The sequence below is a fragment of the Dietzia maris genome, from assembly GCF_014144855.1.
Lineage (GTDB): Bacteria > Actinomycetota > Actinomycetes > Mycobacteriales > Mycobacteriaceae > Dietzia > Dietzia kunjamensis.
The window spans coordinates 1-10,196 of the sequence record NZ_JAALDN010000063.1 but is presented as its reverse complement, the minus strand read 5'-3'; the positions used below and the strand labels follow the sequence as shown (position 1 = coordinate 10,196).

10 protein-coding genes and 1 tRNA gene are annotated in these 10,196 nt (G+C 70.4%); 2 read left to right on the top strand and 9 right to left on the bottom strand.

Translation table 11 applies throughout. The features are described from left to right. Together G6024_RS02490 and glmS are read right to left on the bottom strand one after the other, a co-directional pair. The coding region (locus tag G6024_RS02490) for an NAD(P)H-hydrate epimerase (RefSeq protein ID WP_277355613.1) at nt 1-995 on the bottom strand (995 nt) is incomplete at its 3' end. A gap of 19 nt (nt 996-1,014) precedes the next feature. Further along, nucleotides 1,015-2,871 (bottom strand): glutamine--fructose-6-phosphate transaminase (isomerizing), encoded by a 1,857-nt coding sequence (gene glmS, locus G6024_RS02485; RefSeq protein ID WP_069389716.1) that lies wholly within the window; start codon nt 2,869-2,871, stop codon nt 1,015-1,017. 73 nt (nt 2,872-2,944) lie between these two features. Between glmS and G6024_RS02480 the strand changes: the two genes are divergently transcribed. Further along, nucleotides 2,945-3,817 (top strand): dienelactone hydrolase family protein, encoded by an 873-nt coding sequence (locus G6024_RS02480; RefSeq protein ID WP_235027732.1) that lies wholly within the window; start codon nt 2,945-2,947, stop codon nt 3,815-3,817. 73 nt (nt 3,818-3,890) lie between these two features. Here the strand turns inward: G6024_RS02480 and glmM are convergent, their stop codons facing one another. The 3 genes from glmM to rplM all read right to left on the bottom strand — a co-directional run bounded on the left by glmM (nt 3,891) and on the right by rplM (nt 6,389). Further along, a complete protein-coding gene (glmM, locus tag G6024_RS02475; protein WP_067712629.1) occupies nt 3,891-5,249 on the bottom strand; it encodes a phosphoglucosamine mutase in 1,359 nt (452 codons plus the stop codon). 157 nt (nt 5,250-5,406) lie between these two features. After that, the gene (gene rpsI / locus G6024_RS16865; protein ID WP_069389715.1) at nt 5,407-5,949 is read right to left on the bottom strand and encodes a 30S ribosomal protein S9; all 543 of its coding nucleotides are present in this window, start codon (nt 5,947-5,949) and stop codon (nt 5,407-5,409) included. After that, nucleotides 5,946-6,389 (bottom strand): 50S ribosomal protein L13, encoded by a 444-nt coding sequence (rplM, locus tag G6024_RS02465; RefSeq protein WP_007627425.1) that lies wholly within the window; start codon nt 6,387-6,389, stop codon nt 5,946-5,948. The genes rpsI and rplM overlap by 4 nt, the downstream gene beginning before the upstream one ends. Nucleotides 6,390-6,597: 208 nt before the next feature. On the opposite strand from rplM, the gene G6024_RS02460 reads away from it, so the two are divergent. After that, nucleotides 6,598-6,673: transfer RNA gene (locus G6024_RS02460), tRNA-Arg, on the top strand. 37 nt (nt 6,674-6,710) lie between these two features. On the opposite strand, the gene G6024_RS02455 is transcribed toward G6024_RS02460, so the two are convergent. The 4 genes from G6024_RS02455 to G6024_RS02440 form a co-directional block, all read right to left on the bottom strand. Further along, nucleotides 6,711-7,271: a hypothetical protein gene (locus G6024_RS02455; protein ID WP_067712632.1), complete on the bottom strand. Its 561-nt coding sequence runs from the start codon at nt 7,269-7,271 to the stop codon at nt 6,711-6,713. 135 nt (nt 7,272-7,406) lie between these two features. Then, on the bottom strand, nt 7,407-9,026 hold the full coding sequence (locus tag G6024_RS02450) for a monocarboxylic acid transporter (RefSeq protein WP_159147871.1): 1,620 nt from the start codon (nt 9,024-9,026) through the stop codon (nt 7,407-7,409). Then, complete coding sequence (locus tag G6024_RS02445; RefSeq protein WP_067712641.1) at nt 9,026-9,316, bottom strand: DUF485 domain-containing protein; 291 nt, start codon at nt 9,314-9,316, stop codon at nt 9,026-9,028. Before G6024_RS02445 ends, G6024_RS02450 begins: the two co-directional genes overlap by 1 nt. Before the next feature lie 266 nt (nt 9,317-9,582). Then, the coding region (locus tag G6024_RS02440) for a vWA domain-containing protein (protein WP_478213470.1) at nt 9,583-10,196 on the bottom strand (614 nt) is incomplete at its 5' end.

The window sequence follows — 10,196 nt, the reverse complement described above, 5'->3', positions numbered from 1 at the left end:
CCGCCCGGCCCCACCACCCACGCCTGGGCGGTGCCGGCCTCGGCCACCGTCGGGTGGCACACCACCTCCGGTCGGGCCGCGAGCACCGCCCCCGCGCCGGATCCGACGTACCTCACCATCCCCGACGTCGCCGCCACGGCGGCGGACGCACACAGCACCGCTGCCCCCGGATACCGGTCGGATCCAGCGCGCACGGCCACGACGCCCTGGGTGTACTTGTCGTCGGCCGGGCCGGGCACCGGCCACGTGCGCCCCACCTCGGCGCGGGAGTGGGCGACGACAGTGTTCGGACCGGCGCTCAGATAGTCCGGCACGCGCTCCTGCATCTGCAGACGACGCGCCTGCACGGGATCCGTGGGATCGATGAGGCCGATATCCACCACCTCGACGCGGCCGCACACCGGCGAAGCCAGCAAGTGGGCCCGCCGCAGCAGCCCGAACGTCACGGTGAGGGTGGCGGGAACGTGGGCGTCGTGGACGGTGCCGGTGTCGGCGTCGACCCCGCTGGGCAGATCCACTGCCACCCACGGAACCCCGGCCGCGGCCAGGCCGTTGACGATCCGGTCGGCCGGCTGGCGCAGCGGTCCGCGTCCGCCCAGGCCCACCACGCCGTCGACGGCGACATCCGGGACCGGAAGACGAGAGCCCACCGACTCCGTGTCGTGGATCCGCCCGCCGACACGGCGCAGGGCGACCAGACCGCGAGCGTGTGCGCGGTCCGGGTCGAGCATCACGGCGTCGACGCGACAGCCACGGGCCCGAAGCATCGCGCCGGCGTAGAGCGCGTCGCCCCCGTTGTCGCCGGCACCGACCAGCAACTGCACCGTCCGGCCATAGAGGCCCCCGGTGCGCTCCCTCAGTAGGACGGCGGTGTGGTGGGCCACCCCGGCCGCGGCACGGCGCATCACCGCATCCGGGTCCCCGGAGGCTGCGGCGGCGGCGATGAGCGGGCGCTCGGCATCCCTGATCTGCCCGACCGGGTGAGCGCGCCTCATTGCCGTGGCCCCCGCCGGCCTACTCGACCGTGACGGACTTGGCGAGGTTCCGCGGCTTGTCCACGTCGTACCCCCGCGCGGCCGCGACCTCGGCCGCGAACGCCTGGTACGGGATGGTGGCCAGCAGCGGCTGCAGGAGAGTGGTCGACGCCGGGATCGGGATGAAGTAGTCCGACAGCGGCCGGACGACGTCGTCACCCTCCTCGGCGATCACGATGGTCCGCGCGCCGCGGGCCCTGATCTCCTGGATGTTGCTCACCAGCTTCGAGTGCAGCACCCCGCGGCCCTCAACCGGCGGCATCACGATGAAGACCGGGAGGCCCTCCTCGATGAGCGCGATGGGCCCGTGCTTGAGCTCGCCCGCCGGGAAGCCCTCGGCGTGCATGTACGCGAGCTCCTTGAGCTTGAGCGCGCCCTCGAGGGCCGTCGGGTAGCCGACGTGGCGCCCCAGGAACAGCACCGACTTGGCGCCGGCGAGCTCGCGGGCGATCCCGCGGACCGGGTCGAGGGAGTCCACGACCTTCTGGATCTCGTGCGGCATCTGCTCGAGTTGACGGAACTCGGCGGCGACCTCGTCCGGGTACTTGGTGCCGCGGGCCTGCGCGAGCGCGAGGCCCACGAGGTAGTTGGCGGTGATCTGCGCCAGGTACGCCTTCGTCGACGCCACACCGATCTCGGGACCGGCGTGCGTGTACAGGACGGCGTCGGCCTCGCGCGGGATCTGCGAGCCGTTGGTGTTGCACACGGCCAGGACGCGCGCCTTCTGGGACTTGGCGTGGCGGACCGCCTCGAGGGTGTCCGCGGTCTCGCCGGACTGGGAGATGGCCACCACCAGCGTGGAACGGTCCAGGACCGGGTCGCGATAACGGAACTCCGAGGCGATCTCGACCTCGCATGGCAGGCGCGTCCAGTGCTCGATCGCGTACTTGGCGACCATGCCGGAGTGATAGGCGCTGCCGCAGGCGACGATGAACACCTTGTCGATGTCCCTCAGGTCCTGGTCGGTCATCCGCTGCTCGTCCAACACGATGCGGCCGTTCTGGAAATGGCCCAGCAGCGTGTCGGCGACCGCCTGCGGCTGCTCGGCGATCTCCTTGAGCATGAAGTAGTCGTAACCGCCCTTCTCGGCGGCGGCGAGATCCCAGTCGATGTGGAAGGGGCGCCCCTCGCTGGGCTCACCGGCGAAGTCGGTGATCTCGTAGGAGTCGGCCCGCAACACCACGACGTTGTCCTGGCCGAGCTCGACCGCCTCGCGGGTGTGCTCGATGAACGCCGCGACGTCGGAACCGAGGAACATCTCGCCTTCGCCGACGCCCAGCACCAGCGGGGTCGAGCGGCGCGCGGCCACCAGGACGTCCGGGTGGGCCGCGTGACTGAAGACGAGGGTGAACGCGCCCTCGAGGCGGCGGAGCACGGTGCGGCACGCGGCGACAAAGTCGCCGCCGCTGCGGCCCGACTCCATCTCGCACCGCACCAGGTGGGCGGCCACCTCCGAGTCGGTGTCGGACTCCAGATCGACCCCGGCGGCCTCGAGCTCCGCGCGCAGCGGGGCGAAGTTCTCGATGATGCCGTTGTGCACGATCGCGACGTCGCCCGAGACGTGCGGGTGGGCGTTCCGGTCGCTCGGGCGACCGTGGGTGGCCCAGCGGGTGTGGCCGATGCCGGTGGTACCCGGGAACCCGCCCCCGCCCGCCGCCGTGAGCTCCGCCTCGAGGTTGGCGAGCTTGCCCTCCTTCTTCTCGACCCGGGAGGTGCCCGCGCCGTCGAGGACGGCGACACCAGCCGAGTCGTAGCCGCGGTACTCCATCCGCCGCAGGGCCTCGACGACGACAGGGAGGGCGGGCCTGTGCCCGACATATCCGACGATTCCGCACATGGCCGCTAAGTGTAGCCACGCAGTCCGGGGACCCTCGCCCCTTCGTCGCCCCCGAGGCGATACTGTGGCCATCGTGGCCAAGAAGACGAAGGAACTGCTCGCCCGGGTGTCCCGACGCGGCCCCTACGGTGTCGACAGGGGCGACCTCGGTTTCACCGGGACGCCGGGGGTCGTGTTCGTCCCCCGCGGCGCTCCGTCGCCGGCCCCGCTCGTGGGTTGGGCCCACGACTGGACCAGGGGGCCCGAGCACTACGTCGACACCCTCAAGCATCTCGCGTCGTGGGGGTTCGTGGTGGTGGCGCCCGCCTCGGACCGCGGCCTGAGGCCGAACCACCAGCACTACGCGGATCACCTGTCGGCCGCGCTGGAGGACGTCCTCCAGGCCACCCTGGGCCGCGGGGCCGTCCGGGCCGATCCACACCGGATCGCCGTGGCCGGGCACGGTCTCGGCGGCGGGGTCGCCGCGCTGCTGGCCTCCCAGCGCACCGACATCGACGGGGTGGTCATGGTCTTCCCCACCGAGACCGTGCCCTCGGCCGCCGATCGGGCGATGACCGTCGACGCCCCCGCCCTGCTGCTCTCGGGTGCGGGCGGGGTCCACTCCGAGGACGCCCGCGAACTGCAGCGCCTGTGGCGCGGCGACCTGGTACACCGACGCCTGGAGAAGGCGATCGAGACGGGTCTGGTCGAGCGCAACCCGCTTCTCGAGCGGGTCGGGCTGGCGGACCCCGACCTCCGCACCCATCGGGCCGTGCGCCCGCTGCTGGCGGGGTACCTGCTGGCCACCCTGACCGACGACGACACCTATGCCCCGTTCGCCGATCCGGAGGCGGAGTTCAAGGGCACCGTCACGGTCACCCACGAGATGCTCGACGAGGAGGCCGACGACCTGCTCGCCAGCGCCCCGCCGATGCTCAAGCTGGTCAAGTCCTTCACGGGCGGCTGATCGCCCTCCGGTGCCCGGTCGCCGGGGCCCGGTCGCCGGGGCCCGGCGCCGGAGAGCGCACGGGCCCGGACGGTCACACGGCGGCGACCACGCCCGCCAGGCGCTCGGCGACCTCGCCGGCCAGGTTCGCGTCCTCCGCCTCGACCATTACGCGGACGAGCTGCTCGGTGCCGGAGGGACGCAGAAGCACGCGGCCTGTGGAGCCGAGCCTGCGCTCCTCCCCCACCACGGCGTCACAGACCGCCCCGGATGCCACGACTGCGGCCTTGTCCTCGACCGGCACGTTGACGAGGACCTGCGGCAGCACGGTCATGACCCCGGCGAGCTCGGCCAGCGACTTGCCGGTCTCCGCCATGCGGGCCATGAGGCGCAACCCGGTGAGCACGCCGTCACCGGTGGTGGCGTGGGCGGGCAGCACGAGGTGCCCGGATTGTTCGCCGCCGAGGCTGTACCCACCCTCGCGCAGACGCTCGAGAACGTAGCGGTCGCCCACCTTGGTCTCGGTGATCTCGATCCCGGCCTCCCGCATGGCGACCTTGAGCCCCAGGTTGCTCATGATGGTGGCCACCAGCGTGTTGCCGACGAGCTCCCCGGAGTCGCGCATCGCCAGGGCCAGGATCGCCATGATCTGGTCGCCGTCGACAACCTCGCCGGAGGCGTCGATGGCCAGACACCGGTCCGCGTCGCCGTCGTGCGCCAGGCCCAGGTCGGCGCCGTGCGCGCGCACCGCGGCGCGGACGTCGTCGAGGTGGGTGGAACCGCAGTTGTCGTTGATGTTGTAGCCGTCGGGGCTGGCGTGGATCTCGATCACCGTGGCGCCGGCCTCGCGGTAGGCACGCGGGGCCGCCGCGCTGGCGGCGCCGTTGGCGCAATCGACGACGACGACGAGCCCGTCCAACCGGCCCGGCGTGGCATCGAGCAGGTGCCGGACATAGCCGTCCAGGGCGTCCTCCTGCGTCGCCCGCGAGATACGGCCGATCGCTGAGCCGGTCGGTCCGGTGATGGCACCGTCGGTGAGGGCGGCCTCGACACGGTCCTCCACCTCGTCGGCCAGCTTGTGGCCCCCGGCGGCGAAGAACTTGATGCCGTTGTCCGGCATCGCGTTGTGCGAGGCGGAGATCACGGCACCCAGCTCGGCCTCGTGCTGGGCCGTGAGGTGGGCGACGGCCGGGGTCGGCAACTCGCCCACGAGCAGGACATCGACGCCCTGACTCGCCAGGCCGGCGGCCAGGGCGGCCTCGAGCATCTCCCCGGAGACACGGGGGTCACGGCCGACGACGGCGACGGGCCGGGATTCGGCCCGGCGGGGCGACGGCTCGACCTCGGTCGCCAGGACCGCCGCGGCGGCCGCCCCCAGGCGCACGGCCAGGTCGACGGTGAGGGTCCGGTTGGCGAGTCCGCGGACCCCGTCGGTGCCGAACAGTCGCGTCATATCGTGTGGTCCTCCGGGGGTGGTGGTTCGCCCCGCCGCGGACGGTGGGCGTGAATGGCCGGGTCAGGATAACCCCGACCGACAGTGCAGTGGGCAAATGGACCGGAGCAGGCCCCGCATACGCAGGGGCCTGCTCCGGTGACGCGACCCGGGTGGATCAGCGCTTCGAGTACTGCGGGGCCTTACGGGCCTTCTTGAGGCCGGCCTTCTTGCGCTCGACGGCACGGGCGTCGCGCGTGAGGAAGCCCGCCTTCTTGAGCGCCGGGCGGTCGTCCGGCGAGTACTGGATGAGCGCGCGGGCGATGGCCAGACGCAGCGCGCCGGCCTGACCCGAGGGGCCGCCACCGTGGAGCAGTGCCACGATGTCGAACTGCTCGTCGCGCTCGACGAGGACCAGCGGCGACTTGACGAGCTGCTGGTGCACCTTGTTCGGGAAGTACTCCTCGAGGGTGCGGCCGTTCAGGGTGAACTGGCCGGAACCGGGGAGCAGGCGCACGCGGGCGACGGCTTCCTTGCGACGTCCGACGGCCTGGGCCGGACCGGAGGTGACGGTCGACCCCAGCTGGGCGTCGGCGTCGGCGACGAAGTCGGTGCCACCGGCGTAGTCGGCCTCGCTGTAGTCCTCGGCGACCTCGGCGGCGAGGTCCGCCACCACGTCGTCGGCGACCTCGGCCTCGGGGGTGATGTTCTCGTCGGTCACTGGGCCACCTGCTTGATCTCGAAGGGCACGGGCTGCTGGGCGGCGTGCGGGTGATCGGGACCCGCGTACACCTTGAGCTTGGAGGCGACGGCACGGCCGAGCTTGTTGCTCGGCAGCATGCCCTTGACGGCCTTCTCGACGACGCGGTCGGGACGGGTGTCCATGGCCTTGCCCAGGGTCTGCGACTTCAGGCCGCCCGGGAAACCGGAGTGGCGGTGCTGCACCACGCGGTCACGCTTGTTGGACGAGATCGCGACCTTGTCGGCGTTGATGATGATGACGAAGTCGCCGGTGTCGGCGTTCGGGGCGAACTGCGGCTTGTGCTTGCCACGGAGGATGTTGGCGACCTGGACGGCGAGTCGACCGAGAACCACATCAGTGGCGTCGATGACGTACCAGGCGCGCGTCACGTCCCCGGGCTTGGGGGTGTACGTGGACACAGGCGATACCTCTGTCTGTCTAGTGGGCTGCCGGCCGGGCGGGCGCCCTCCCCCTCGAACGGCGGCCGGTGGTGACCCGCGCGAGGTGGTCCACCGCCCCACCAGGGGACGACATGGACGCCGACGGTCAAGACTACCGGCCGGGACCACTCTCTCCAAGTCGGCGATCACGATCCCCTGCCCATCGGTTAGACTCTCCCCGGTTCCCGCCCTCGTAGCTCAGTGGATAGAGCACGGCTCTCCTAAAGCCGGTGTCGGAGGTTCGATTCCTCTCGGGGGCACCACCCACAGCGGCCGGCCGTCACGGCCGCCGCAGGCGCGTCATCGCCGGAGAGTGGCGGAGAATGCGCTGGTCAGCGCCAGGATCGGCAACCCGATGAACAGGTGGACGATCGCGGCGGCCAGGCCGTCGAGGAACGGCACCGTGACCAGCAGCGGCAGCGCCACGGCGGCGACGATGAGCAGCCCGACGGTCCAGGAGTAGAACTGCTGGGGGTTGGCCGTGCCGACGAGCAGCAGGTACCAGAGCAGCCCGGCGAGGAGCGCGGCGACGGCCCCGTAGACCGCGTACATCGTGGGCGTGTTCCCGCCGTTGGCCCACTGGTGGCCGAAACGCGCGAACACCGCTTCCACGATCCATGCGATCAGCCATCCGGCGATGGCCGCCACAAGGGCGGTCGCGACCACGCTGCCGGCGAACTTGCCCACATCGAGGGCGGGGCCACGGCGCTTCGCCGCGGGCGCGGCGGCGTATCCCCCGTCGGCTCCGTAGCCGTCGTCATAGGCGGGGTCGTAGGCCTGGTCGTCGCCCATCCGCGAGTAGGCACGCGAGTCGGGCTGCTGCCCCATGCGTCGGGTCTGGTCGTCCTGTCCGGGATACATCTCTACCGCCTCCGAATCGGTGTGGTGCCCACTGAGGGTAGTCCCTCCCGGCCCACGACGAGGTCCGCCCGGTCGTCCGAGGACGACCGGGCGGACCCGGCGGGGGCCTGTGGTGGTGGGCCCGCCGAGGAGACGTCAGTGAGCGATGGTCTTCTCCACACCGACACCGGTGAGGGAACGGACCTCCATCTCCACCCGCTTCTCCGGGAACTCGTCCTTCTTCCCGATGAACGTGCCGACGATGCCCAGCAGGAACGCCAGCGGGATCGACACGATGCCCGGGTTCGAGAGCGGGAACAGGGAGAAGTCGACGCCCGTGATCATCGACTTCTCGCCACCGGAGACCGCCGGCGAGAGCGCGATCAGCACCAGGGTGCTGATGAGCCCGCCGTACATCGAGAACAGGGCGCCGGTGGTGTTGAACCGCTTCCAGAACAGCGAGTACAGGATCGTCGGCAGGTTCGCCGACGCGGCGATCGCGAAGGCCAGGGCGACGAGGAAGGCGATGTTCTGCCCCATGGCGCCGATACCCATGACGATCGACACGAGCCCGATCACGACGACCGTGATCCGCGAGACCCGGAGCTGCGACTTCTCGGTGGCCTTTCCGTGCTTGATGACGCCGTTGTAGATGTCGTGGGCGAACGATGCGGACGCCGTGATCGCCAGCCCCGCCACCACCGCCAGGATCGTCGCGAAGGCGACCGCGGAGATGATGCCGAGGAAGATCTCACCGCCGAGGGCGAACGCGAGCAGTGGTGCCGCCGAGTTCACGCCACCGGGCGCGGCCTCGATGACCTCCGGTCCGACCATCGCCGCGGCACCGAAGCCGAGCACGAGGGTGAACAGGTAGAACCCGCCGATGAGGGCGATGGCCCAGGTGACGGACCGGCGGGCCTCCTTGGCGGTGGGGACCGTGTAGAAGCGCATGAGCACGTGGGGCAGGCCGGCGGTACCGAAGACGAGCGCGATCGACAGCGAGACGAAGTCCAGCTTGCTGGTCTCGGTGGCGCCGTACTGCAGACCGGGCTGCAGCAGATCCTTGCCCGAGTTCGCGACGGCTTCACCCAGGAGCGCGGAGAAGTTGCCGCGGGCGGCCACGAGAACCATGAGGCACATGATGAGGACGCCACTGACCAGCAGGACGGCCTTGACCATCTGGACGTAGGTCGTGCCCTTCATGCCGCCGACCAGCACGTAGACGATCATCAGCAGCCCCACGGCCGCGACGACGATCGCCTGCCCCGTGGAGTCGTTGATGTTCAGCAGGAGGGCGACGAGGCCACCCGCGCCCGCCATCTGGGCGATGAGATAGAACAGGCACACCGCGAGGGTGGCCAGGGCCGCCGCCATCCGGACGGGCCGCTGGTTGAGGCGGAAGCTGAGCACGTCGGCCATGGTGAACCGGCCGGTGTTGCGCATCAGCTCGGCGACGAGCATCAGGGCGACGAGCCAGGCGACGAGGAATCCGATCGAGTAGAGGAAGCCGTCGTAGCCGTTGATCGCGATGGCGCCGGCGATGCCGAGGAAGGATGCCGCCGACAGATAGTCACCGGCGATCGCGAACCCGTTCTGCGGACCGGTGAAGCTCGACCCACCGGTGTAGAAGTCCTTCGTCGACTTCGTGGACTTGGACGCCCTCAGGACGAGCGTCATCGTGATGACGATGAAGATCCCGAACACGACCATGTTGAGCAGCGTGCTGCCCACCTGCTCACCCGGCGTGAGTTCATTGATGTTGAGTAGCCAATCCATCAGACAGCCTCACCTTCCAGCTCGAGGCGGATGGATTCCGCACGGGGGTCGATCACGCGGTTGGCGAACCGGATGTAGAGGAACGTGATGAGGAAGGTGGTCACGAACTGCCCCAGCCCGATGATCAGCCCCCAGGTGATGTTCCCGAAGACCTTCGTGGCCATGAAGTCCGTGGCGTAGACGGCGAGGATGACATAGAGGAAGTACCAGATGAGGAAGGCGACGGTCATGGGGAAGACGAACGCCCGGAACTTGCTGCGCAACTCCTGGAAGGCGGGGCTGGACTGCATCGCCGTGAACTCCGCCGTTCCCGGGGTTCGCCGCGATGCGCCCCCCGTCGGCGGATCAGTTGGTTGGGACACGGAGGTCCTCCGTTTCGGGTTCTCATCAGCGCACCCCTGTAGTGATGCGCCTCACAGATAGTGACGGAGGAAGTGTGACACGTAACACAAGTTCTCGGCGGAGACTCTCAGGCAACGCGGTCGATTCCCTGGAAACCGGAGGATGCCGCACCCCCATCCGAGGGGGCAGCTACCTCTATCCGGGGTTAAGCGAGTCAGGCGCCGGGCGCCGCTCCGCGACGGCCCACCGCGTCGGCGAACACCCGCACGATCTCGTCGGGCGTCCGCGCGACGTGGCTGCTGCCGCCGGTCACCCGGGAGATCTCCGCCAGGGTGCCCGACGCGGCGTCGTCGAGCAGACTGATCGTCACGACGATCACCGGGCGCGACGGGGTGACCATGTCGCGTAGTCGGGCGAGGAACTCCCCTTCGTCGAGGTCCGAGGTGGCGTCGTCGGCCCCGTCGGAGATCACGATGATCGAATTGACCATGTTGGGGTCGTAGCCGGAGCGCACCTGGGCGTAGGCGTCGAGTACGGACCGGTAGAGGTCGGTTCCGCCGCCCACCAGACCGGGCAGGGCCGCCAGCGCGCCGCCGAGGGCCTCCCGGTGCGAACCGTCGGCGCCGGCCTCGTCGAGTCGTCGGAGTGGCGCGACCTCCGCGTAGGGCCTGCCATCCCGGCCGGCGGCCCCGCCGAACGCCCACAGCCCGAGAGCCGCGTCGTCGGGGAACTGCCCGAGGCCGGCGCCCGCCGTGGCGACCAGTGCCTCGATCCGGGTCCGGTCCGTACCCGGTATCCCGAATCCCATCGATCCCGAGGTGTCCACCA

What these genes read in the sequence shown, in the direction of transcription:
- G6024_RS02455 (WP_067712632.1), bottom strand. Translation starts at nt 7,271, where the DNA reads ATGTATCCCGGACAGGACGACCAGACCCGACGCATGGGGCAGCAGCCC.
- glmM (WP_067712629.1), bottom strand. Translation starts at nt 5,249, where the DNA reads ATGACGCGACTGTTCGGCACCGACGGGGTCCGCGGACTCGCCAACCGG.
- G6024_RS02445 (WP_067712641.1), bottom strand. Translation starts at nt 9,316, where the DNA reads ATGCAGTCCAGCCCCGCCTTCCAGGAGTTGCGCAGCAAGTTCCGGGCG.
- glmS (WP_069389716.1), bottom strand. Translation starts at nt 2,871, where the DNA reads ATGTGCGGAATCGTCGGATATGTCGGGCACAGGCCCGCCCTCCCTGTC.
- G6024_RS02450 (WP_159147871.1), bottom strand. Translation starts at nt 9,026, where the DNA reads ATGGATTGGCTACTCAACATCAATGAACTCACGCCGGGTGAGCAGGTG.